This is a genomic window from Microbispora sp. KK1-11, from assembly GCF_006874435.1.
Lineage (GTDB): Bacteria > Actinomycetota > Actinomycetes > Streptosporangiales > Streptosporangiaceae > Microbispora > Microbispora catharanthi.
The window spans coordinates 73,152-93,960 of record NZ_VIRJ01000029.1 but is presented as its reverse complement, the minus strand read 5'-3'; the positions used below and the strand labels follow the sequence as shown (position 1 = coordinate 93,960).

The 20,809-nt window shown below is 72.3% G+C and carries 23 protein-coding genes; 10 read left to right on the top strand and 13 right to left on the bottom strand.

Annotated elements, in window-relative coordinates:
* Positions 1-39: 39 nt before the first annotated feature.
* The gene (locus FLW16_RS32685) at positions 40-978 is read right to left on the bottom strand and encodes an alpha/beta fold hydrolase (protein WP_142564037.1); all 939 of its coding nucleotides are present in this window, start codon (positions 976-978) and stop codon (positions 40-42) included.
* Between the two features lie 332 nt (positions 979-1,310).
* Between FLW16_RS32685 and FLW16_RS32675 the strand changes: the two genes are divergently transcribed.
* Positions 1,311-1,901, top strand: a complete 591-nt coding sequence (locus FLW16_RS32675) for a TetR/AcrR family transcriptional regulator (protein ID WP_142563985.1) — start codon at positions 1,311-1,313, stop codon at positions 1,899-1,901.
* A 7-nt stretch (positions 1,902-1,908) separates the two neighbouring features.
* On the opposite strand, the gene FLW16_RS32670 is transcribed toward FLW16_RS32675, so the two are convergent.
* Positions 1,909-2,055 carry a hypothetical protein gene (locus tag FLW16_RS32670; protein WP_221891401.1) on the bottom strand — a complete coding sequence of 49 codons (147 nt, stop codon included), beginning with the start codon at positions 2,053-2,055 and terminating at the stop codon, positions 1,909-1,911.
* A gap of 67 nt (positions 2,056-2,122) precedes the next feature.
* Between FLW16_RS32670 and FLW16_RS32665 the strand changes: the two genes are divergently transcribed.
* A complete protein-coding gene (locus FLW16_RS32665) occupies positions 2,123-3,319 on the top strand; it encodes a sensor histidine kinase (RefSeq protein ID WP_142563984.1) in 1,197 nt (398 codons plus the stop codon).
* Positions 3,316-3,921, top strand: a complete 606-nt coding sequence (locus FLW16_RS32660; protein WP_142563983.1) for a response regulator transcription factor — start codon at positions 3,316-3,318, stop codon at positions 3,919-3,921. The genes FLW16_RS32665 and FLW16_RS32660 overlap by 4 nt, the downstream gene beginning before the upstream one ends.
* 34 nt (positions 3,922-3,955) lie before the next feature.
* Here the strand turns inward: FLW16_RS32660 and FLW16_RS32655 are convergent, their stop codons facing one another.
* The 3 genes from FLW16_RS32655 to FLW16_RS32645 all read right to left on the bottom strand — a co-directional run bounded on the left by FLW16_RS32655 (position 3,956) and on the right by FLW16_RS32645 (position 7,541).
* On the bottom strand, positions 3,956-4,963 hold the full coding sequence (locus tag FLW16_RS32655) for an acetamidase/formamidase family protein (protein WP_142563982.1): 1,008 nt from the start codon (positions 4,961-4,963) through the stop codon (positions 3,956-3,958).
* The gene (locus FLW16_RS32650; RefSeq protein ID WP_142563981.1) at positions 4,960-6,354 is read right to left on the bottom strand and encodes an APC family permease; all 1,395 of its coding nucleotides are present in this window, start codon (positions 6,352-6,354) and stop codon (positions 4,960-4,962) included. Before FLW16_RS32650 ends, FLW16_RS32655 begins: the two co-directional genes overlap by 4 nt.
* An 80-nt stretch (positions 6,355-6,434) precedes the next feature.
* Positions 6,435-7,541, bottom strand: a complete 1,107-nt coding sequence (locus FLW16_RS32645) for a substrate-binding domain-containing protein (protein WP_142563980.1) — start codon at positions 7,539-7,541, stop codon at positions 6,435-6,437.
* Here FLW16_RS32645 and FLW16_RS32640 point away from each other — a divergent pair, their 5' ends adjacent.
* From FLW16_RS32640 to FLW16_RS32625, 3 genes are all read left to right on the top strand, one after another.
* The gene (locus FLW16_RS32640; RefSeq protein WP_260615817.1) at positions 7,542-7,994 is read left to right on the top strand and encodes a MarR family winged helix-turn-helix transcriptional regulator; all 453 of its coding nucleotides are present in this window, start codon (positions 7,542-7,544) and stop codon (positions 7,992-7,994) included.
* 101 nt (positions 7,995-8,095) lie between these two features.
* Positions 8,096-8,833: a TetR/AcrR family transcriptional regulator gene (locus FLW16_RS44040; RefSeq protein ID WP_185949693.1), complete on the top strand. Its 738-nt coding sequence runs from the start codon at positions 8,096-8,098 to the stop codon at positions 8,831-8,833.
* 15 nt (positions 8,834-8,848) lie between these two features.
* The gene (locus tag FLW16_RS32625) at positions 8,849-10,135 is read left to right on the top strand and encodes a cytochrome P450 (RefSeq protein WP_142563977.1); all 1,287 of its coding nucleotides are present in this window, start codon (positions 8,849-8,851) and stop codon (positions 10,133-10,135) included.
* Here FLW16_RS32625 and FLW16_RS32620 read toward each other — a convergent pair.
* Complete coding sequence (locus tag FLW16_RS32620) at positions 10,119-10,523, bottom strand: hypothetical protein (RefSeq protein ID WP_142563976.1); 405 nt, start codon at positions 10,521-10,523, stop codon at positions 10,119-10,121. The two genes, FLW16_RS32625 and FLW16_RS32620, sit on opposite strands and share 17 nt — an antisense overlap.
* Positions 10,524-10,880: 357 nt before the next feature.
* Positions 10,881-11,075 (bottom strand): ankyrin repeat domain-containing protein, encoded by a 195-nt coding sequence (locus FLW16_RS32615; protein ID WP_142563975.1) that lies wholly within the window; start codon positions 11,073-11,075, stop codon positions 10,881-10,883.
* A 203-nt stretch (positions 11,076-11,278) separates the two neighbouring features.
* Here FLW16_RS32615 and FLW16_RS32610 point away from each other — a divergent pair, with 203 nt between their 5' ends.
* Entirely contained in the window at positions 11,279-12,028 is a 750-nt protein-coding gene (locus FLW16_RS32610; RefSeq protein ID WP_142563974.1) for a nucleotidyltransferase domain-containing protein, read from the top strand.
* 24 nt (positions 12,029-12,052) lie between these two features.
* Here FLW16_RS32610 and FLW16_RS32605 read toward each other — a convergent pair whose 3' ends face one another.
* From FLW16_RS32605 to FLW16_RS32590, 4 genes are all read right to left on the bottom strand, one after another.
* Positions 12,053-13,651: a peptide chain release factor 3 gene (locus tag FLW16_RS32605; protein ID WP_142563973.1), complete on the bottom strand. Its 1,599-nt coding sequence runs from the start codon at positions 13,649-13,651 to the stop codon at positions 12,053-12,055.
* Between the two features lie 157 nt (positions 13,652-13,808).
* Positions 13,809-14,966 carry an acetyl-CoA C-acetyltransferase gene (locus FLW16_RS32600; protein WP_142563972.1) on the bottom strand — a complete coding sequence of 386 codons (1,158 nt, stop codon included), beginning with the start codon at positions 14,964-14,966 and terminating at the stop codon, positions 13,809-13,811.
* 11 nt (positions 14,967-14,977) lie between these two features.
* Entirely contained in the window at positions 14,978-15,598 is a 621-nt protein-coding gene (locus FLW16_RS32595) for a TetR/AcrR family transcriptional regulator (RefSeq protein WP_142563971.1), read from the bottom strand.
* A gap of 16 nt (positions 15,599-15,614) precedes the next feature.
* Positions 15,615-16,388 carry an SDR family oxidoreductase gene (locus FLW16_RS32590; RefSeq protein WP_142563970.1) on the bottom strand — a complete coding sequence of 258 codons (774 nt, stop codon included), beginning with the start codon at positions 16,386-16,388 and terminating at the stop codon, positions 15,615-15,617.
* 73 nt (positions 16,389-16,461) lie between these two features.
* Between FLW16_RS32590 and FLW16_RS32585 the strand changes: the two genes are divergently transcribed.
* From FLW16_RS32585 to FLW16_RS32575, 3 genes are read left to right on the top strand one after another with little or no spacing between them, the layout of a single operon-like run.
* Positions 16,462-17,301: an enoyl-CoA hydratase gene (locus FLW16_RS32585; protein WP_142563969.1), complete on the top strand. Its 840-nt coding sequence runs from the start codon at positions 16,462-16,464 to the stop codon at positions 17,299-17,301.
* Positions 17,291-18,421, top strand: a complete 1,131-nt coding sequence (locus FLW16_RS32580) for an acyl-CoA dehydrogenase family protein (RefSeq protein WP_142563968.1) — start codon at positions 17,291-17,293, stop codon at positions 18,419-18,421. The genes FLW16_RS32585 and FLW16_RS32580 overlap by 11 nt, the downstream gene beginning before the upstream one ends.
* Complete coding sequence (locus FLW16_RS32575) at positions 18,418-19,416, top strand: acyl-CoA dehydrogenase family protein (RefSeq protein ID WP_142563967.1); 999 nt, start codon at positions 18,418-18,420, stop codon at positions 19,414-19,416. Before FLW16_RS32580 ends, FLW16_RS32575 begins: the two co-directional genes overlap by 4 nt.
* On the opposite strand, the gene FLW16_RS32570 is transcribed toward FLW16_RS32575, so the two are convergent.
* The gene (locus FLW16_RS32570; RefSeq protein ID WP_142563966.1) at positions 19,402-20,217 is read right to left on the bottom strand and encodes an MBL fold metallo-hydrolase; all 816 of its coding nucleotides are present in this window, start codon (positions 20,215-20,217) and stop codon (positions 19,402-19,404) included. The genes FLW16_RS32575 and FLW16_RS32570 overlap by 15 nt on opposite strands.
* Entirely contained in the window at positions 20,214-20,801 is a 588-nt protein-coding gene (locus FLW16_RS32565) for a TetR/AcrR family transcriptional regulator (RefSeq protein WP_142563965.1), read from the bottom strand. The genes FLW16_RS32570 and FLW16_RS32565 overlap by 4 nt, the downstream gene beginning before the upstream one ends.
* Positions 20,802-20,809 lie beyond the last annotated feature (8 nt).

The following is a 20,809-nucleotide window of genomic DNA, read 5'->3' as shown; positions in this document are numbered from 1 at the left end:
CCGCATGCACGTTGAGAGCGTTGTCGACGGCGAGAGCGGTCAGTCGCCGTCGAGGATGAAATCGGCTATAGCGGCAGCGACGGCTTCGGGCTGCTCATCGGGGATGAAGTGTCCAGCGTCGGGCACGACGACTCCGGTGGCGTCGTCGGCCCATGGGCTGATGGAGGCCGCCATGTCCGGGATGGAGCCGTGGCTGCTGGAGATTCCGAGGATGGGCACAGTCAGGTGCTGCCGCTTGAGCGCCTCGTGGTTCTTGCGCGCCGACTCGGCGGCGTCCCGGTAGTAGGCGAGGGAAGCGCGGAGGCCACCGTCGGCGGCGACGGCCGCTGCGTAGTGGTCGAGCTCGGCGTCGTCGAACGTGTCGGGAGAGAGGGCCTTCATTTTCAGGAACCAGCCGACGTAGTCCCGTTCGCGGCCGGCGAGCAGCGTCTCGGGCAGATCGGGCACAAGGTGGAACGCGAAATGCCAGGTCTTCCAGGCCCGATCCGGGTCGGTGGGGATCGCTTCGGGGAGGGTGATGCCGGGGATTCCGGCGTCGAGCAGAGCGACCCCGTGCAGTTGGCTCTCGAATCGAAGTGCGAGGGAGAAAGCGACCCAGGCGCCGATGTCGTGGGCGACCAGCCAGTAAGTCGACACTCCGAGAGCCTTCACGGCGGCGTGGACGTGCGCTGCGACCGTATGCGTGTCGTAGCTGCGCTCCGGACGCTCGGAGTGGCCCTGGCCCGGCAGGTCGATCGCGATGACGTGGAACCGGCCGGCGAGGCTGGGCATGACTTTTCGCCATGCCCACCAGGTTTGCGGGAATCCGGCGAGCAGGACAACGGCCGGGCCGGTCGACCGGCCGCCTTCGACGGCATGAAGGCGGACGCCGTCGGCGTCGACCCAGCGGTGAGTGAATCCCGCCAGGTCGTGCAGGGGCAGGTCGCGGACAGGGTTACTTTCGCAGGCGTGCATAGCGCTGGTCGCAGGGTCAGTCACGGGATCCTCCATCGGTGTCAGGTGTGCTGGTTCGGTGCTACGCCCGAGGGTTAGGCCCACGAGCGCAGTGCAGATGACGAGAGCGGCCGCGTGGTGCTCGACATCCGGGTCCCGACGGCCTGATCGATGAGGCCAGTAGCAGGACGGGGACGACGAGCCCGGAATAGACGAACAGGAAATACGTCGCGCTGAGCTCAGCCCGGTTGCCGGGATCGGGGGGACTCCCGGCCATGACCATGCGTGGACGCTAGCACATTTTGAACTGATCAGTTCAAGATAGAATGGTGCGCAGCGCAGCCCGAGACAACGACACACCGGCAAGGAAGTGCCACGTGGCAGGCAAGAAGCGGTTCGACATGGACACGGCGCTTGACGCCGCGATGATCCAGTTTTGGCGCGCCGGCTACGCCGACACCTCAGTGGACGATCTGTCCCGGGCAACCGGCCTGAACCGCAGCTCCATCTACTCCTCGCTCGGCGACAAGGACACGCTCTTCCTGCGCTGCTTGGATCGCTATGCTGCGCGTTACGGCGAAAAGTACGACGCCGCCCTGTCGTGTGCGGCCTCGGAGCCCCTTACCGCTGTTCGTGCGTTCTTCGATGTCACCCTCGAGCGCATCGCCGATCCCGAACTGCCGGATGGATGCCTGGTCGCCCAATCGGCCATGGCAATTCCGGTGCTGAGCCCGAGCGTCGCGGCGCAAGCGAAGGAGGCGCTGGGCTTCCAGCGCTCGCGTCTACGTGCCGCACTGAAGGCCTGCCGATTGACCGACCAGGACGCCGAGGCCTTCGCGGAACACATGGCGGCCGTGAACCTGTCTCTCGCGGTTATGAGCAGAGCTGGGGCGAGCCCGGCGCAGCTCCTGGCCATTGTGGGCGTAACCGTCGACGCGCTCTCACAGGCGTTGCGCACGCGCGACTAGCACTGGACTAGCTGCCCGAGCCGGTAGCCGACGGCGGCACCTCGACGACAAAGAAGAGGAAGTCGGGATCGGTCGACAGGTCCTGGAAGCCGCCCGGGAACAGCTCACGGACGGCAGGGTCGGGCTGCGAGCCGGACTCGTTCGCCTGGGCCATTCGTACTGCCGGGAAGGCGATAATCCGCCCTGCCCGCTCCGGACGGAAGCCGACCATAATGGCGGCCATGGCGGAGGCGGCGGCGAAGGCACGGGGGGACGGGTGCGAGCCCGGTGTGGCCAGGCCGGGCCGTTTCCGGCCGGGCCTGCCGCCGTGGCTTCCGGCCCGGCTACTCGCGTCCGCGCTGGGGCTGACCGTCCTCCTGCTGCTGGCGCCCGCCGCCGCCGCGGCGTCGGCCGTGCCGGCCTGGCCCGCGTGGATCCTGGTGGCCGCCGCGGGGGTCTCGTTCTCGGGAGCCGTGCTCACCGCCGCCCGCTCCGGCCCGGGCGTACGGCCCGTGCCGGTGACGTTCGTCGCGCTGCTCGCGGCGGTCACGGTCACGGCGGCCCTGGCCTACCACGTGGACGGCTGGCAGACGCTGTTCTCCCTGCTCGCTGTGGCCGTGGCGCTCGTCCTCCCGGTCCGCGCCGCGCCCCCGCTCGTCGCCGTCACGGCCGCGATCGCCGCGATCGTCCCCGTGGGCGGCAGGTCGTTCGGCGACGCCCTGTGGGGCACGGCGCTGACCACCCTGTTCGCCGGGATCACGACGTACGGTTTCCGCCGGATGTCCGAGGTGATCGAGGAACTCGGCCGGACCAGGGAGAAGCTGGCCGTCGCCGCCGTCTCGGCCGAGCGCCTGCGCTTCTCGCGCGACCTGCACGACCTGCTCGGCCACACGCTCTCGATGGTGGTCGTCAAGGCCGAGGCCGTACGGCGGCTCGCCCCGCGCGACACGGACGCGGCCATACGGCACGCCGCGGACATCGAGGCCATCGGGCGGCAGGCGCTGACCGAGGTGCGCGAGGCGGTCACGGGTTATCGCGACGCGAGCCTCGCCTTCGAACTGGACAGCGCCAGGGCGGCCCTGGCCACGGCCGGCGTCGCGTGCGTGGTGAAGGAGTCGGGGCCCGCGCTGACGCGGGAGACCGACATGCTGCTGAGCTGGGTCGTCCGGGAGGGGATCACGAACGTCGTGCGGCACTCCGGCGCCCGGCGCTGCGTCATCACACTGCGCCGCGACCGCGACCCGGTGCTGGTCGAGATCAGCGACGACGGGGCCGGCGGTGTGGCCGGCGAGGAGGACGGCAGCGGCCTGCGCGGGCTGCGCGAGCGCTTGGCCGCCGCGGGCGGGCGGCTGACCGCCGCCCGCCTGGCGCGGGGGTTCGTCCTCACCGCCGAGATCCCGCACGCGGGCGTGGACGACGACCGAAAGGACGGCCTGTGACCCGCGTGCTGATCGCCGAGGATCAGACGATGATGCGCGACGCGCTCACCGTGCTGCTCGACCTGGAGGACGACTTCGAGGTCGTCGCGCAGGTCGCGACGGCGGGCGAGATCGTTCCCGCCGCGTTGCGGGCCAAGCCCGACGTGGCCCTGCTCGACATCGAGATGCCCGGCGGCAGCGGACTCGACGCGACCGCGGACCTGCGGGCCGCCCTCCCGGAGTGCGTGGTGGTCATCGTCACGACGTTCGGGCGGCCCGGTTACCTGCGCCGGGCGCTGGACGCCGGCGCCCGCGGTTTCGTGGTCAAGGACCGGCCCGTCGGCGAACTGGCCCAGGCGATCAGGCGTGTGCTCGCGGGCGAGGTCGTGGTCGATCCCGCCCTCGCCACGGCCGCCCTGAGCGCCGGGCCGAACCCGCTGACGCCGCGCGAGCGCGAGGTGCTCGCCGCCGCCGCGGACGGCTCCGCCGCCGCCGACATCTCCCGCCGCCTCTACCTGTCGGAGAGCACCGTACGCAACCACCTGTCGGCGTGCATCACGAAGACCGGCACCCGCAACCGCATGGAAGCCGTCCGCGTCGCCCGCCACAACGGCTGGCTGTGACCCCTCAACCTGCTGCCGCACGTGCTGCCGTTCATCAACGGCTGAGGTACTCCTCGCCGAGGGCGCGCAGGCGGGCGTGCGCGGAGCCGTACACGTCCGGGTCGCCCAGGTAGGCCTTGGGCAGCTTGGCCACCATCGTGTAGTTGGTGTCGCAGACGTTGCCGACCGGGGCCTCCCCGCCCTGGCTGACGAGCTGGTAGGCGTCCAGCTCGTCGAGACCGGTGAGGGAGGCGGTCCAGGTGACGAGGTCGTGCTGGCTGATGCGGTAGGCGTCCTCCAACGGCCGGGCCGAGCCTGTCGACATGATGTGGCGGTCGTCCTCCAGCCGGGGCCACGGCGTGACGACGCCCTTGATCAGCTCGACGGCCACGACGGTGTTCATCGCCGCCTCCACGGCGGTGCCGCAGACCTCGCCGTGGCCCTGGCGGCAGTGGCCGTCGCCGATCGCGAACAGCGCACCGGGAACGTTGACGCCCAGGTAGACGGTGACCCCGGCACGCAGCTCGGGGGTGTCCATGTTGCCGCCGTGGGCGTCCGGTGTGATGGTCATCCGCGCCTCGGCGGCGGCCGGGGCGACGCCCACGGTCCCGTGCATCGGGTCGAGCGGCATCTCGACGGCGAAGTCGCCGCGCCGGGCCCGGTAGCGCACGGTCCGCCGCTCGGCGTCCACCTCGTACATCCACACGGCCTCCTCCAGCGGAGGCTGCAGCGTCGGGGTGGTGTGCGTGCTCGTCAGCGCCCCGAAGTGCGGGAACGTCGTGGAGACCGCCCAGTCGCGGGCGGGCTCGATGGAGACGAAGTGGAGGGCCAGGGTGTCGCCGGGCTCGGCCCCCTCGACGTGGAACGGGCCGGTGACCGGATTGAGGTAGGGGAACTCGCAGACCTGCGACGGGAGGTCGCCGGCGCCGCGCACCCGGCCGCCGAAGCAGTCCTCGGTGTACAGCTCGAGCACCGCGCCGGGGGCCACGGACTCGACGGCCGGTCGGCCGCCGAAGGTGTACGACAGGTCGTCGGGGCGGGGACGGTAGGACGCGACGTTCACTCGTTGGCCTCCGGGGTGACGGCGGACAGGGTGGGGCGCCGGCCCATCAGGTAGGAGCCGACGAGGATCACGACGCCGATGGCCAGCCAGACGAAGCCGAGCACCTGGGCGGCGATGCTGGCGTTGATCACGACGTAGAGCAGGATCAGGAAGCCGATCGCGGGGGCCACGAGGTGCCGCCACCAGTCACGGCTGCGGTTGCGGACGACGTAGTGGACGACGACCGATACATGGAGGGCGAGGAACGCGGTCATCGCGCCGAAGTTGACCAGCGAGCTGAGCAACCCGATGCGGTCGTCGCGCGAGCTCATGTACAGGCCGAGGACCAGGGACGCCCCGGCCACCAGGAACGTGGCGTTGACCGGCACCTTGCGCGTGGGGTGCACCCTGCGGAGGAACGCCGGGAGCTGGCGGTCGCGGGCCATGGCGAACAGCAGACGGGAGGTGGCCGCCTGGGCAACGAGGGAGTTCGCGAACCCCCAGGCGACGGCCGTGGCGACGGCCGTCAGCACGCTCAGCCAGTGGCCTCCGGCGTACTCCGCGGTGTCGTAGAACGCGTTGTCGCCGCCGTGGGCGAGGAGGTCGGCGCGGTTGGGGGCGAGCAGCGCCGCCACCCAGGTCTGCACGATGAACAGCGCGCCGGCCAGGACGAGGGCGAAGACCATCGAGCGGCCCAGGCGCCGGGTGCTCTCGCGGCTCTCCTCGGCGAGCATCGAGATGCCGTCGAACCCGAGGAACGACAGCACCGCCACGGACACGGATCCGAACGCCAGCGGCCAGGAGAACGTGGAGGAGTCGAACAGCGGGCTCAGGGCGGCGCCGTGGCCCTTGCCCTGCGCCAGCGCGACGATCCCGATCACCAGGAAGATCGCCAGCACGATCAGCTCGGCGACCAGCATGATCTTGTTCATCCGGGCGGTCATCTCGATGCCGAGGTAGTTGACCACCGTGTTGAGCACGATGAAGGCGATCAGCCACACCCAGATCGGCACGCCGGGCACGAACGACGTCATGGCCGAGCTCGCCACGAGGTAGAGCAGCGTCGGCACCAGCACGTAGTCGAGCAGGATCACCCAGCCCGCGAGGAAGCCGACCGGGGCGGCGATGCCCCGGCCCGCGTACGTGTAGACCGAGCCCGCCATCGGGAAGGCGCGGGCCATCTGGGCGTACGACAGGGCGGTGAACGCCATCGCGACCATGCCGATCACGTAGGCGAGCGCCACCATCCCGCCGGAGGACTTGAAGACGCTGCCGAAGATGCCGAACGGCGCGATCGGCACCATGAAGATCAAACCATAGATGAGCAGGTCGGCGAAGCCGAGCGAGCGCCGCAGCTCCTGCTGGTAACCGAAGCGCTCGACGCCGGGCGCCTCTGACTGTGGGGAGGACATGGATCCGCTCCTAAACGCACGGGGGCAGAGCCGTACGATAGGGGCAATCCTTGAAAACGAAAAGGTTTCTAGTGGAAGTTTTACAACGGGTACATCGGCGGCGTGACGACCTCGAAGTCCAGCCCGTCGGCCTGGGCGAGGTACACCCGCTGACGCACCCGGCCTCCGGCCAGCGTGAGCGGGCCGCGTCCGGAGACGACCGTCGTGCCGTCGGCGACCGCCTCGACGGCCGGCACCGCCAGCGTGCCCGCACGCCGTACCAAGGCGGCCAGCATGAGCACGCCCTCGTAGCAGCCGTGCCCGTGCCCGTTCAACAGCGGCGCCTCCGGGCCGAACATCGCCGTGTAGCGCTCGGCCAGACCGAGGTTGGCGTCGGTGGCGATGCCGCCGAAATACCCCATGGCGGCGTAGAGCCCACCGGTCGTGTCGCCCCCGGCGGCGAGCAGGCCGTGCTCCTCCAGCGCCCCGCACAGCCGTGCGCAGCCGAGACCGCTCGCGGCGAACGCCCGGTTGAACGCGATCAGGTCGCTGCCGATGAGGGTGAGCAGCACGGCGTCGGGCCGCACGGCGGCCAGCTGCTCCAGCAGCCGGTCCATCGCGGTCGTCCCGGGCGGCACGAGCCGCTCCCCCACGACCGTCGCGGACCGGGCACGCAGATGCCCGCGGGCCGAGGCGTGCACGAGGCGAGGCCAGACGTAGTCGTTGCCGAGCAGGAACCAGCGCCGGGCCCGCCGGTGCTCCATCAGCCAGTCGATTCCCGGGCCGACCTGCAGCGAGGCGGGCTCGCCGAGGTAGTAGACGCCCGGACGGCGGGCGCCGCCCTCGTACGGCGGGGTGTAGACGAAGGGGGCCGCGCCGCCCAGCGCCTGCTCGACCGCGACGCGCACGTCGCTGGCGTGGGTGCCGACCACCGCCTGGACGGCTCCGGAGCGCACCAGGCCCCGCACCTCCCCGGCGACCGCGGCCGGGCCGCGGCCCCCGTCCACGAGCACGAGTTCGACCGGCCTGCCCAGCACTCCCCCGGCGGCGTTGACCTCCCGGGCGGCGAGCACGGCACAGTTGATCGCTCCCGGCCCGAGCAGGCCGAGCACGCCGGAGACCGGCACCACCAGCGCGACGCGGAGCGTGTCCGCGGGCAGTAGATGAGCCTCGAGAGAGTCGATGACGACTGTGACAGGATCGGCCACGTGCACGAGTATCCCCTGACCGGACAGGTGACCGGCCTCGGGTCGTCGCTCGCCTACCTGCTGAGCCGGGCCGAGCGCGGCGTCAACCGAGGGCTGGCCGCCGCGCTCGCCGCCGAGGACGTGACCGTCGAGCAGTGGCGCATCCTGCAGGCGCTCGCGGACGGGCGCGGGCACTCGATGGGCGATCTGGCCGAGGCCGCGCTGATGCCCCACCCCACGCTGACCAAGGCGGTGGACCGGCTGGTGGAACGCGCGGTGGTCTACCGGGGGCACGACCCGGCCGACCGCCGCAAGGTCGCGGTCTTCCTCGCCGACCGGGGCCGCGACCTGCTCGCCCGCCTGGAGGCGGGCATCGCCGAGCACCAGCGGGCGATCCTCGCGGCGTACGGCCCGGCCCGCACCGAGCGGCTGATGCGCGATCTGGAGTCACTGCTGGCCTCTCTGGAGGACTGAGCCCCGCCGGTCAACGTCTTGCCCAGCCGCTTCTCGCGGCGTACGGTCGACTGTGTGACCGGAATCGTCATCTCGGTCACGACTGCGGCGGAGGGGGCGCGGTGACGGACCTCGACTCCCGGCCGGCGGGCCCCGCCTCCCCCCGGCGGGAGCGCGAGCGGCGGGCCGAGCGCATCCTGGACGCCGCCGGCGAGCTCCTGGTGGCCTGGGGATACCCGCGCATCACGGTCGAGGACGTGGCCCGGCGGGCGGGCGTCGGCAAAGGCACCGTCTACCTGCATTTCAGCACGAAGGAGCTGCTCTTCCTCGCGGTGTTGATACGGGCCAAGGCCCGCATCATCGAGCGTCTCGCCGCCGGCGTGCGCGCCGACCCCTCCGCGGTCCTGCTCAGCAGCGCGGCCAGGTCGGCGTACCTGTGGGTGCACGAGGAGCCGGTCTTCCGGGCGACGCTCCTCGGCGACGACGACACCCTCGGCGCGCTGAGCAGGAGCGCCGCCGAGAACGTGCCCGACCTGCTCGACGTGCGCGACCACGCGCTCCTGGCGCACGTCGAGGTGCTGCGCGAGCACGGCCTGGTCCGCACCGAGCAGTCCCCGGCCCTCCAGGTCCACGCGTACGAGTCGATCCTGACCGGCTTCGTCACGATCGAGCCTCTGTCGCCGTCCACCGTGCCCGCACTGGAGGACAACGCCGACATGATCGCTCATGTCGTCCGCGCGGCCTTCGAGCTCCCTGGGCCGCCCGAGAGCGTCCGGGCGGCGGCGCCGCGGGTGAACGAGATCTACCAGCGCCTGCTGGACCGGCTGAACGAGGAGATCCACCGGCACAAACGCACCTGACACGTGGAGGTAGGCATGAGCACTTCCAGCACGGCAGGACCCGTCAACCTGTTCGACGCGGACCTGGTGCGCGATCCGTTCGGGGGCTACTCGCGTCTGCGGGAGCAGGCCCCGATGGTGCGCGGCTCCTTCCCCGGCCTGGACTCCCCGGTCTGGCTCGTCACGCGATACGACGACGTCAAGACCGTGCTGAGCGACCGCCGGTTCGTCAACAACCCGGCCAACGTGCCGGGAGCGAACGTGCACAACATCCGCGAGCAGCTCATCGAGGCCCGGGGGATCCCCCGCGAGTACGCCGCGTACATCCTGGACAGCGTCCTCGACTCCGACGGCGACGACCACCTCCGGCTGCGCCGGCTGGTCTCGCGCGCCTTCACCGCCCGCCGCGTCGCGGAGCTGCGGCCCCGCGTCGAGCAGATCGCCGAGGACCTCCTCGACCGGCTGCCCGGCCATGCCGAGGACGGCGTCGCCGACCTGATCGAGCACTTCGCCTACCCCCTGCCGATCACCGTCATCTGCGAGCTGGTCGGCATCCCCGAGGAGGACCGCCCGCTGTGGCGGGAGTGGGGCAGGAGCCTGGTCTCGCTCCAGCCCGGAGCGATGGCAGAGCCGCTGCGGCACATGGTGACCTACATCCAAGAGCTCATCGCCCGCCGCCGGTCCAAGCCGGCCGGCGACCTGCTGACCGGCCTGATCCGCGCCCACGACGAGGACGGCGACCGGCTGACCGACACCGAGATGGTCACCATGGTCCTCACGCTCGTCCTCGCCGGGCACGAGACCACCGCTCACCTGATCGGCAACGGCACCACCGCCCTGCTGACCCACCCGGACCAGCTCGCCGCGCTGCGGGCCGACCCGGCACTGCTGCCGCGCGCCGTGCACGAGTTGTTGCGCTGGTGCGGGCCCGTCCAGGGCACCCGCATCCGGTACGCGACCGAGGACGTCGAGTTCGGCGGCATGACCGTGCGCAGGGGCGAGCCGGTGATGGCGGTGCTGGTCTCCGCCAACTACGACCCCCGGCGCTTCGACGACGCCGACCGTCTGGACATCACCCGTGAGCCCGACGGGCACAAGGAGGTCCACGTCGGCTTCGGCCACGGCCTGCACTACTGCCTGGGCGCGGCGCTGGCCCGGCAGGAGGGCGAGGTGGCCTTCGGCGCGCTGCTGCGCCGCTACCCCCGGCTCGAACTCGCCGTCGCGCCGGAGGATCTCGACCGGCAGTTCCTCCCGTTCTCCTGGCGACTCGCCCGCCTTCCCGTACGCCTGGGGGAAGGCGGCCAGGTCATCCAGGCAGGATGACGAGGCGTTTGGGGGCGCGGAACAGCCAGTCCTCGGTCACCTGGACACCGGTCAGCAGGGTGGCGAGGGCCAGTCCGCGGGCGAGTCCGGGTGAGCCGGGTGAGTGGTCGTAGAAGCGGCACAGCCACTCCTCCGGGAGCATGTCGTCTTCGGGCTGCTGCAACGACCGCAGGTAACGGCCCTCGGCGCCGTCCCGCCAGACCTCGATCGTGGTGTCCACGATCATGTTGGTGACGATGCTGACGGCCGGGCCCGGCGAGCTGAGCGGACCCCACAGTTCCTCGGCTCCAGGGTCGAAGCTGATGGCGCTGTAGACCACGACACCGGCGCTTCCCGGCGGCCGGCCCAGCCAGAGTGCGGTCGCGCCGATGGACGGGCCGACGTCCATGTACTCGTCCTCGTCCGCCAGCGGGCAGCCGGCCGGGTCCAGGCCGAGCCGGCGGATGGCGGTGTCCTCGTCGATGCCCGCGACGAACGCGAAGCCGTCGCCCTCGCCGCAGTAGGTCTCCCAGGAGTCGTACGCGGCGACGAGGACGTCCGCTTCCGCCTGCCGACGCAGCAGGCCGACGTCCGTAGCGGGAGCGCCGGGCAGGGCGGCGAACAGACCGGCCAGCGGCCCGGTCAGCGCGATGTCCCCGGCGGAGCGGCCGGCGGCGACCGGCCGCCAGGGGTCCGCGTGGGCCCGCAGCAGCGCGGCGACCGCGTCCCGGTGCCCCCGGCAGACCGCGGTCCACAGCGGTGTCCCCTAAACGCCGGACGACTCCACGTCGGCGCCGTGCGCGACGAGCACCTCGATCGCCTCCGCGACGCCCTCGTAGGCGGCCTCGTGCAGGTCGTCATCCAGCGTGCGGGGATACCCCTCGTCGCCGCCCTCAAGCCGGCGCCGGATGCTCTCGGGGTCGAGCCCCCGCGCGGCCAGATACTCGGTCCTTCTGCTCACAGTCCCCACTCACGCACAGCCGAATGAAGATCCAATCATGCCCGGAGGCTCTCAGGTCCGCCAGGAGTGATACGCCGCTCGGCAGGTAAGATCAGGGCCGTGAAGTGACAACGTGGGTTTCCCGTCCGGACGAGGCCGTTGAAGCACTGCTCCGGCCTTGGTGCCGCCTGTCCTTCCACGTCTCACGAGAAACGGTATCTTCCATGACCGATCAGGCGTTCCTCGATCACGTCGCCGACCGCCTCGCCGCCCTGCCGGGCGTCCGGGCCGTCACCCTCGGCGGCTCCCGCGCGCAGGGCACCCACACCCCCGGCAGCGACTGGGACTTCGCCCTCTACTACCGCGGCCCCTTCGACCCGGCCGACCTGCGTGCCGTCGGCTGGGAGGGCGAGGTCTCCGAGATCGGCGGCTGGGGTGGCGGCGTCTTCAACGGCGGCGCGTGGCTGACCATCGACGGCCGCCGCGCCGACGTGCACTACCGGGACCTCGACGTCGTCGAACACGAGCTCGCCGAGGCCGAGCAGGGCCGCTTCCACTGGGAACCGCTGATGTTCCATCTCGCGGGCATCCCCAGCTACCTGGTGGTGGCCGAGCTGGCCGTCAACCGGGTCCTGCGCGGCGCCCTGCCGCGGCCCGGTTTCCCAGCGCCCCTGCGCAGGTCGGCCCCGCCGATGTGGCGCGACCGGGCGGCCATGACCCTCCAGTACGCCGGGTCCGCCTACGCCGCGCGCGGTCTGGCCACCGAAGTCGCCGGGGCCCTCGCCACCGCCGCCATGCAGACGGCCCACGCGGTCCTCGCCGCCCGCGGTGAATGGGTCACCAACGAGAAGCGGCTGCTGGAGCGGGCCGGCCTGCGCGACGTCGACGCCGTCGTGGCCGCGCTACGCCCGGACCCGCACGCCCTCACCCGCGCCGTCGCCGAGGCGAATGCCCTGTTCGCGGCGGCCGTGTGATCCGGCCCCCGCGCGTACGGCGGATCAGCCGGTCGGGCCGGGGTGGGCCTGGCCGGCGATCAGCGGTTCGAGGGTGAGGCCCTCGTGTTCGCGCTGGATGGAGCGCATGCGCCACTGGTCGGTGAAGACCGCGAGCAGGGCCTCGTCGCGGCTGCGGGTCAGCACCTCCGCGCCGCGCTGGCGCCGCAGGACCTCCGCCGACTCGGCGTCGGTGCGGAGGGCGAGGGTGTACTCCAGCCGGTCGAGGATGATCTCCGCGCCGAACTCGGTGGCCAGGCGGTGCTGCACGACCTCGAACTGCATGGGCCCGACCGCCGCGAGCACGGGGGCCTGGTCGCCGCGCAGGTCGGAGCGGAGCACCTGGATCACGCCCTCGCCGTCGAGCTGGTCGATGCCGCGGCGGAACTGCTTGGCCTTGGCGGTGCTCCGGGACCGGGCCACGGCGAAGTGCTCGGGGGCGAAGCTCGGGATGGGCGGGAACTCCACCGGCTTCCCCTCGTAGAGGGTGTCCCCGGGCCGCAGCGCGGTGGCGTTCACCAGCCCGACCACGTCTCCCGGGTACGCCTCGTCGATGGTGGCGCGCTCCTGGCCGAACACCGACTGGGCGTACTTGGTGGCGAAGGGGCGGCCGCTGGCGGCGTGGGTGAGCACCATGCCGCGCTCGAACCGGCCGGAGCAGACCCGGACGAACGCGATGCGGTCGCGGTGGGCGGGATCCATGTTGGCCTGCACCTTGAAGACCAGGCCGGAGAACGGCGCGTCCAGCGGCCGGACCGCTCCCTCGACGTCCGGGCGGGGCGCCGGGGCGGGGGCGAGGTCGACGAGCACGTCGAGCAGCCGGGCCACGCCGAAGTTGGACAGCGCCGCGCCGAACAGCACCGGCGTGGACTCGTGCGCCTCGAACGCCTTCTGGTCGTGCTCGGCGCCGATCGCGGCGAGCAGGTCGCTCTCCTCCCCCGCGCGGGTCCAGTCGGCCCCGAGCTCGGCGGCGGCCTGCTCGGGGGTCAGCTCGGTCTCCAGCGCCTTGGTGGCGCCGCCGGGGGTGCGGGTGTAGCGAACCGCGCGGCCCTCCATCCGGTCGACCACGCCGTGGAAGTTCCCTGCGCTGCCGATCGGCCAGGTGACCGGCGTGGGACGCAGGCCGGTGCGCTCCTCGATCTCGTCGAGCAGCTCAAGCGGCTCCCGGCCCGGCCGGTCCCACTTGTTGACGAACGTGATGACGGGGATGCGGCGGTGGCGGCAGACCTCGAACAGCTTCATGGTCTGCGGCTCCATGCCCTTGGCGGCGTCGAGCAGCATGACCGCGCAGTCGACCGCGGCCAGCACGCGGTAGGTGTCCTCGGAGAAGTCCGCGTGGCCGGGGGTGTCCACAAGGTTGAACACGTGGCCGCGGTAGTCGAAGCGCAGCGCGGCCGAGGTGATGGAGATGCCGCGGGCCCGCTCCATCTCCATCCAGTCGGACGTCACGCCGCGCCGGCCGGCCTTGCCGTGCACGGCTCCCGCCTGGGTGATCGCCGAGGCGTGCAGGGCCAGCGCCTCGGTCATCGTGGACTTTCCGGCGTCCGGGTGGCTGATCACCGCGAACGTGCGGCGGCGGGCCGCCTCATCCGTGGCGGTGCTCATCGCGGGATCCCCCTGTCGGCGCGGGTCGTCGTGATGCGGTCGTGCGTGCAGGCCATCCGTGCTCCCAAACAGCGTTAGGACGGTTGAGGTTACCGCGCCGGGCGCCGCGCCCCGGAATCGGCGGGCGCCGGCGCGGCACTCGCCGGACGCGATGGAGCTAGAGGCGCTCGATCACCGTCACGTTGGCCTGGCCGCCGCCCTCGCACATCGTCTGCAGGCCATACCGGCCGCCGGTGCGCTCGAGCTCGTGCAGCAGGGTGGTCATCAGCCGGACGCCGGTGGCGCCGAGCGGGTGGCCGAGCGCGATCGCGCCGCCGTTGGGGTTGACCCGGGCGTGGTCCGCGCCGGTCTCCTTGAGCCAGGCCAGCACGACCGACGCGAACGCCTCGTTGATCTCGACGACGTCCATGTCGTCGATCGACATGCCGGTCTTCTTCAGCGCGTACGCCGTGGCGGGGATGGGCGCGGACAGCATGCGGATGGGGTCCTCGCCGCGGGCCGACAGGTGGTGGATCCGGGCCCGGGGCCGCAGGCCGTGCGCCTTCACCGCGGGCTCCGAGGCGATCAGCAGGGCGGCCGCGCCGTCGGAGATCTGCGAGGCGACGGCGGCGGTCAGCCGCCCGCCCTCCTCCAGGGTCTTCAGGCCCGCCATCTTCTCCAGTGAGGTGTCCCTGCGGGGGCCCTCGTCGGCGGTGACGCCCTCGAGAGGGGCGATCTCCCTGTCGAACCGGCCCTCGTCGATCGCCCGGATCGCCCGCTGGTGCGACGCGAAGGCGAACGCCTCCATGTCCTCGCGGGAGATGTCCCAGTCCCTGGCGATCATCTCGGCGCCGCGGAACTGCGACACGTCCTGCTTGCCGTACCTGGCCTGCCAGCCGCGCGAGCCGACGTACGGACCCTCGGTGAAGCCGAGGGAGTCGGCGGCGCCGCGCGAGGCGAAGGCGATCGGGATCTGCGACATGTTCTGCACACCGCCGGCGACGACGAGGTCGCTGGTGCCGGACATCACCGCCTGGGCGGCGAAGTGGACGGCCTGCTGGGAGGAGCCGCACTGCCGGTCGACGGTCACGCCCGGCACCTCCTCGGGCAGCCCGGCGGCAAGCCAGCAGGTGCGGGCGATGTCGCCGGCCTGCGGGCCCACCGTGTCCAGGCAGCCGAAGACCACGTCCTCCACCGCGGCCGGGTCCACCCCGGAGCGCTTCACGAGCTCGGTCAGCACGTGCGCGCCCAGGTCGGCCGGGTGGACGCCGGAAAGGCCTCCGCCGCGCCTGCCCACGGGGGTGCGCACCGCCTCGACTATGTATGCCTCCGCCATCGCACGACTCCTCAGGTTGTTGTCAGGATCCCTTCCAGGACCATCGCTATGTACTGCCTGGCGATCTCTTCGGCCGGCAGCGGGCCGTCACCGCGGTACCAGCTCGCGGCCAGCCACACGGTGTCGCGGATGAAGCGGTAGATGAGGCCGGTGTCGAGGTCGGCCCGGAAGACGCCGTCGGTGACCCCCCGGTCCAGCACCGACAGCCACATCTCGCGGAAGCGCCCCTGCGACTCGGTCAGGTAGGAGAAGCGCGGGTTCGTCGCGAGGTGCTTGGACTCGTTCTGGTAGATCACGACGGCCGGGCGGTGGCGGTGGATGGTGCGGAACGACTCCACGATCAGCGCCTCGAAGGTCTCCCGCGCGCCGAGGCCGGAGCCGGTCACCTTGTCGTACGCCGCCCACATCTCGGTGAGGAAGGCCGACAGGATCTCGTCGACCATCGACTCCTTGGAGTCGAAGTGGTAGTAGAGGCTGCCGCCGAGCATGTCGGCGGCCTCCGCCACCTCGCGGACCGTCGTGGCCGCGTAGCCCCGTGACGCGAACACCTCGGCCGCGGTGGCCAGCAGCTCGGCCCGCCGCTCGGCGCGGGCTGCCGCGGTGCTCTCTGCGTCTCTGCGTCGTGGGCTCATGGGAAAGTTCGACCTCTCAGGGATGCTGGCTGGAGACCGAGACGACCTCTCCGGTCATGTAGGAGGAGTAGTCGCTCGCGAGGAAGACGATAACGTTGGCGACTTCCCATGGTTCCGCGTGGCGGCCGAAGGCCTCCTTCCTGGTCAGCTCGGCCAGCAGCTCCTCGGTCGTGACCCTGGCCAGGTGCGGGTGCATGGCCAGCGAGGGGGCGACGGCGTTGACCCGCACGCCGTACGGCGCCGCCTCGATCGCCGCGCACCTGGTCAGCGCCATGACCCCGGCCTTGGCCGCCGCGTAGTGCGCCTGGCCCTCCTGGGCCCGCCAGCCGATCACCGAGGCGTTGTTCACGATCACCCCCCGGCCCCGCGGCTGCATGCGCGTCATCGCGGCGCGGGTGCAGCGCATGGTGCCGTTCAGCGTGACGTCGAGCACCCGGCTCCACTGCTCGTCGGCCATCTCGACCAGCCTCGCCGTGCCGCCCAGGCCGGCGTTGTTGACGACCACGTCGACAGGACCGAACCGCTCCTCCGCGGCCGCGAACAGGCTCTGCACCTGCTCCTCCGAGGTGACGTCGCAGGGCACGCCGGTCACCGTGTCCGCGCCGAACTCCTCCTCCAGGACGGCCAGGCTCTCGCCGAGCCGGCGCTCGTGGGCGTCGCTGACGACGACCCGCGCCCCCTCCTCCAGCATGCGCCGGGCGCAGGCGCCCCCGATGCCGGTGCCGGCCGCGGCGGTCACCACGGCCACCCGGTCGCGCAGCAGACCGTGACCGGTCACGTAGGTCGGCATGCCCACCCTCTCCTCACCGTACGTCTCGTGATTTACTCTATCAAATAGTTGTTAGAAAGAATGCGAGGGTCGCATGACAGTGGTGCGTTACGAGCGCCGTGGGCCCGTGGCGGTGGTCACCATGAACCGCCCGGAGTACCGCAACGCGCAGAACTCGGCGATGACGTACGCCCTGGACGAGGCCTTCTACCGGGCGGCGGCCGACGACGAGGTCAAGGTGATCGTGCTGGCGGGCGAGGGCAGGCACTTCTCGGCCGGGCACGACATCGGCACGCCCGGCAGGGACGCCCACGTCTCCTTCGAGCGCAAGGCGGGCCTGTGGTGGGACCACGTCGGCAAAGAGGGGGCCGAGAGCCGCTTCGCCCGGGAGTCCGAGGTCTACCTGGGCATGTGCCGGCGGTGGCGGGAGATCCCCAAGCCGACGATCGCCATGGTGCAGGGCGCGTGCATCGCGGGCGGGCTCATGCTCGCCTGGGTCTGCGACCTGATCGTCGCCTCCGACGACGCGTTCTTCGCCGATCCCGTCGTACGCATGGGCATCCCCGGCGTGGAGTACTTCGCCCACCCCTGGGTCATGCCGCCCAGGATCGCCAAGGAGTTCCTGTTCACCGGCGACCGGATGCCGGCCCGGCGCGCGTACGAGGTGGGGATGGTCAACCGGGTCGTGCCGCGCGACGACCTGGAGACCGAGACGTTCGCGCTGGCCGAGAAGATCGCCGCCATGCCGCGGATGGGCCTGGCCCTGACCAAGAAGGCGGTCAACCAGGCCGAGGACCTGCAGGGCATGCACGCCGGGATGGACTCGGTCTTCGGCCTGCACCACCTCGCCCACGCCCACAACGCCGAGACCTCGGCCGACTCCCTAGCCGGGATGGACCCCAAGAGCATGAAGGCGGCCGCCGATGGATCTTGACCTCTCGCCGGTGGAGCCGTTCCGCGCCGAGGTGCGCGCCTGGCTCCGCGAGCACGTCCCCGCCGCTCCCCTGCCGTCCCTGGAGGTCGAGGAGGGCTTCGCCGCCCACCGCGCCTGGGAGCGGGAGCTGCACGAAGCCCGCCTGTCGGTGGTGTCGTGGCCCGAGGAGTACGGCGGCCGGAACGCCTCCCCGCTGGAGTGGCTGGTCTTCGAGGAGGAGTACTACGCGGCCGGGGCGCCGGGGCGGGTCAGCCAGAACGGGATCAACCTGCTCGCGCCCACGCTGTTCCAGCACGGCACGCCCGAGCAGCTCGCCCGCGTCCTGCCGTCGATGGCCTCCGGCGAGGTGATCTGGGCCCAGGCGTGGTCGGAGCCGGGCGCGGGCAGCGACCTGGCGTCCCTGCGCTCGACCGCGACCCGGACCGACGGCGGCTGGCTGCTGAACGGCCAGAAGACGTGGAGCTCGCGGGCCGCCTTCGCCGACTGGGGCTTTGGGCCGTTCCGCTCCGACCCGGAGGCCGAACGGCACCGGGGGCTGACCTACCTCATGTTCCCCCTCGACGCCGAGGGGATCACCCGCAGGCCGATCGGCCGCATCGACGGCAAGCCGGCCTTCGCCGAGCTGTTCTTCGACGACGTGTTCGTTCCCGACCGCGACGTGATCGGCGAGCCTGGCGCCGGGTGGAAGGTCGCGATGAGCACCACCGGCAACGAGCGCGGGCTCACGCTGCGCAGCCCCGGCCGCTTCCTGGCCGCCGCCGACCGTCTCGTCGAGCTGTGGCGCGAGCACGGCGACCCCGCCGACACCGCGCTGCGCGACCGGGTGGCCGACGCGTGGATCAAGGCGCGTGCCTACCGGCTCAAGGGCTTCGAGACGATCTCCCGCACGGAGGACGCGGGCGCCGAGTCCAGCGTCAACAAGATCTTCTGGTCGGAGCTGGACGTGGCGCTGCACGAGACGGCCCTCGACCTGCTCGGCCCGGACGGCGAGCTGGGGGGCGAGTGGCTGGAGGGATACGTCTTCTCCCTGGCCGGCCCGATCTACGCAGGGACCAACGAGATCCAGCGCAACGTGATCGCCGAGCGCGTGCTCGGCCTGCCGAGGGCGGGAAGCCGATGAGATTCGTCCTCGACGCCGAGCAGCGGTTGTTCGGCGAGACCCTCGACAAGCTGCTCACCGAGGCGGCCGTGCCCGGCGTGGTCCGCGACTGGGCGGCCGGCCGGCGCGAGCGCGGCCTCGCGCTGTGGCGCACGCTGGCCGAGGCCGGGGTGCTCGCGATCGCCGTGCCCCAGTCCGCGGGAGGGGCCGCCGGAGGCGCCGGGCCGCTGCCGGTCGAGCTGGTGACCGCGTTCCACGAGCTCGGCAGGCACGGCGTGCCCGGGCCGTACGCCGAGACCGTGGCCGCCGCCGTCCTGCTCGACCGGCTGGGCGAACAGGCCCTGGCGAGCCGGTGGCTGCCGCCGATCGCCGAGGGCACGGCCGTGGTCACGCTCGCGCTGCCCCCTGCCGTGCCGTACGCGCTGGACGCGGACGCCGCCGACCTGGCGCTGCTGGTGGACGGCGAGCGGCTGCGCGCCGCCGTCCCCGGCGAGGCCCGCGCGTCCCTCGACCCCGCCCGGCGGCTGTTCCCCGTCACGCCGGGCGAGGTGCTCGCCGAGGGACCGCACGTGGCGGCGGCCGCCGCAGAGGCGCACGACATGGGCGTGCTCGCGTGCGCGGCGCAGCTCGTGGGGACCGGACGCCGCCTGCTGGAGGTGTCGGTGGACTACGCGAAGGCCCGGCGGCAGTTCGGCCGGCCGATCGGCGAGTTCCAGGCGGTCAAGCACCATCTGGCCGACGCCCTGGTCGGGCTGGAGTACGCCCGCCCGCTGGTGCACGGGGCGGCCCTGGCGTACGGCACGCCGGACTTCGCCCGCGACGTGTCGGCGGCCAAGGCCGCGGCGTCCGAGGCGGCGTACGCCGCGGCGAAGATCGCCCTGCAGGTGCACGGCGCGATCGCCTACACGGACGAGTACGACCCGAGCCTGCTGATCCGCAGGGCCCGCGCCCTGCACACGGCGTGGGGCTCGCCGGCGGACCACCGGGCGCGGGTGATCGGCTCACTCGCCGGTTGACTCGTAACGGCGCAGCTCCCAGGGGTCGTGGGCGGAGAAGACCTCCACCGCGCCCGCGTGGTCGCGGACGAGCGCGCGCAGCCGGTCGCGGTTGCGCAGCCGCAGCTCGGCGTCGACCTGCGCGCCGGTCTGCACCATGTCGAGCAGCGGGTGCGGTTCCGGTTCCCCCGCCCGCAGCTCGCCGTGGTAGAAGTACGCGTCGCCCGCGTGCAGCAGCCACCGGTCGCCGTCGCGCACGGCGACCGCCGCGTGCCCGGCGGTGTGCCCGCCGAGCGGCACCAGCAGGAACTCCGGAGGCAGCCCGTGCGCCTGCCGTACGCCGCCGAAGCCGAACCACTCCTCGCCCGGCCCGGACTCGTACGTCGTCCAGCGCGGCCCGTGGGCCCAGTGCGCGGGCCGGTAGCGCCGGCTGGGGGCCTCGGCCACGGCGGCGGCCAGTTCCTCCTCCAGGACGTGCACGCGGGCGTCCGGGAAGTCCGGCAGGCCGCCGGAGTGGTCGACGTCGAGGTGGGTCAGCAGGATGTGCCGCACGTCGGTGGGCGCGTAGCCGAGCCGCTCGACCTGGCGCACGGCGGTCTCGGCCGGGTCGAGCACGGGCTCGACCATCTCCGTCCAGTCCGCGGCGAGCGAGGTCGCCGGGTCGCGTACGTCGCCGAGCCCGAGCCCGGTCTCCACGAGCACCAGGCCGTCGCGGTCGGTCTCCGCGAGCAGGCAGTGGGCCACCGCGTGCGCGGACGCCGGGCCGTCGTAGGTGGGCTCGATCTTCCGCATCGAGCCGCAGTTGAGGTGGTGGATTCTCATTCTGAGCCCTCTCGCCGGGCGGCGCCGGCGACCAGGCCGCCGATCCGTCGCGTGACCGAATGGATGACACCGGTGTCGCGACGCACGCGGGCGAGCAGGAGCGCTCCCTGCAGCGAGGACAGCACCAGGTCGGCGAGCGCCTCGGCCTCGTCCACGCCCTGCCCGTGCAGATAGCCGGCCAGGCCGCGCAGCCAGGAGGCGTACGCCGCGTCGCAGGCCGACCGGATCGGCTCGCTGCCGCCCGCGGCCTCCAGAGCGACCGTGGCCACCGGGCAGCCCTCCTGGAACCCCGACTGCTCCAGGCTCTGCGCGAGCAGGTCGCCGATCCGGGCGACGGCCTCGGCGGGGCCGGGGGCGGCGGCCACGGCGGCGGCGATCCGCTCGCCGAGCTCGCCGCCCGCGACCGCCACCGCCTCGGCGGCCAGCTGCTCCTTGCCCTCGGGGAAGTGGAAGTACAGCGAGCCCTTGGGCGCCCGGCTCTCCGCCAGCACCTGGTTGAGACCGGTGGCGTTGTAGCCCTGCCGCTGGAAGAGCCCGGCGGCCGTGCGCAGGACCCGCTCGCGCGTGTCGTTCCTTCGCGTCATGAGGCGAG

Excerpts from the sequence above, each read along its gene's own strand:
- FLW16_RS32590 (WP_142563970.1), bottom strand. The coding sequence starts at position 16,388 with ATGCCGACCTACGTGACCGGTCACGGTCTGCTGCGCGACCGGGTGGCC.
- FLW16_RS32600 (WP_142563972.1), bottom strand. The coding sequence starts at position 14,966 with ATGGCGGAGGCATACATAGTCGAGGCGGTGCGCACCCCCGTGGGCAGG.
- FLW16_RS32650 (WP_142563981.1), bottom strand. The coding sequence starts at position 6,354 with ATGTCCTCCCCACAGTCAGAGGCGCCCGGCGTCGAGCGCTTCGGTTAC.
- FLW16_RS32575 (WP_142563967.1), top strand. The coding sequence starts at position 18,418 with ATGAGATTCGTCCTCGACGCCGAGCAGCGGTTGTTCGGCGAGACCCTC.
- FLW16_RS32595 (WP_142563971.1), bottom strand. The coding sequence starts at position 15,598 with ATGAGCCCACGACGCAGAGACGCAGAGAGCACCGCGGCAGCCCGCGCC.
- FLW16_RS32565 (WP_142563965.1), bottom strand. The coding sequence starts at position 20,801 with ATGACGCGAAGGAACGACACGCGCGAGCGGGTCCTGCGCACGGCCGCC.
- FLW16_RS32585 (WP_142563969.1), top strand. The coding sequence starts at position 16,462 with ATGACAGTGGTGCGTTACGAGCGCCGTGGGCCCGTGGCGGTGGTCACC.
- FLW16_RS32620 (WP_142563976.1), bottom strand. The coding sequence starts at position 10,523 with ATGGACGTCGGCCCGTCCATCGGCGCGACCGCACTCTGGCTGGGCCGG.
- FLW16_RS32570 (WP_142563966.1), bottom strand. The coding sequence starts at position 20,217 with ATGAGAATCCACCACCTCAACTGCGGCTCGATGCGGAAGATCGAGCCC.
- FLW16_RS32605 (WP_142563973.1), bottom strand. The coding sequence starts at position 13,651 with ATGAGCACCGCCACGGATGAGGCGGCCCGCCGCCGCACGTTCGCGGTG.
- FLW16_RS32670 (WP_221891401.1), bottom strand. The coding sequence starts at position 2,055 with ATGGCCCAGGCGAACGAGTCCGGCTCGCAGCCCGACCCTGCCGTCCGT.
- FLW16_RS32665 (WP_142563984.1), top strand. The coding sequence starts at position 2,123 with ATGGCGGAGGCGGCGGCGAAGGCACGGGGGGACGGGTGCGAGCCCGGT.
- FLW16_RS32610 (WP_142563974.1), top strand. The coding sequence starts at position 11,279 with ATGACCGATCAGGCGTTCCTCGATCACGTCGCCGACCGCCTCGCCGCC.
- FLW16_RS32625 (WP_142563977.1), top strand. The coding sequence starts at position 8,849 with ATGAGCACTTCCAGCACGGCAGGACCCGTCAACCTGTTCGACGCGGAC.
- FLW16_RS32580 (WP_142563968.1), top strand. The coding sequence starts at position 17,291 with ATGGATCTTGACCTCTCGCCGGTGGAGCCGTTCCGCGCCGAGGTGCGC.